General features: G+C 45.7%; 1 protein-coding gene. It reads right to left on the minus strand.

The window, feature by feature from the left end:
* Positions 1-304, minus strand: a 304-nt coding sequence (locus PZH32_RS12725; protein ID WP_275208621.1) for a helix-turn-helix domain-containing protein, incomplete at both ends; no start/stop codon positions are given.

A 304-nucleotide genomic window follows, 5' to 3' on the forward strand; every position in this document is an offset into this window, starting at 1 on the left:
TTTTTCATAACGTTACAGACCGTACTATCGGTGATGTAATCAACAACTTCCAGCCGTATCAGTTCCTCCGCGATAGCCTGCATGGTCCAACGGGAAGCCCCTTCCGGAGGTGTCGAACAGGCAATTGCACAAATCCTTGCTTCTACATCACCTGTAACTTTTCGGTGTCGGTTTTTTTGCTCTTTTCTTCCAAGGGCAGATTCCATACCTTCTGTTACAAAACGCTGGGCAATTCCAGCTATTGTACTATGGGAAGCACCATATGCTTCTTTGATACGGTCATACGTCCAGGAACTATTTTCAG

Source organism: Adlercreutzia equolifaciens (assembly GCF_029076695.1).
Classification (GTDB): Bacteria; Actinomycetota; Coriobacteriia; order Coriobacteriales; family Eggerthellaceae; genus Adlercreutzia; species Adlercreutzia equolifaciens_A.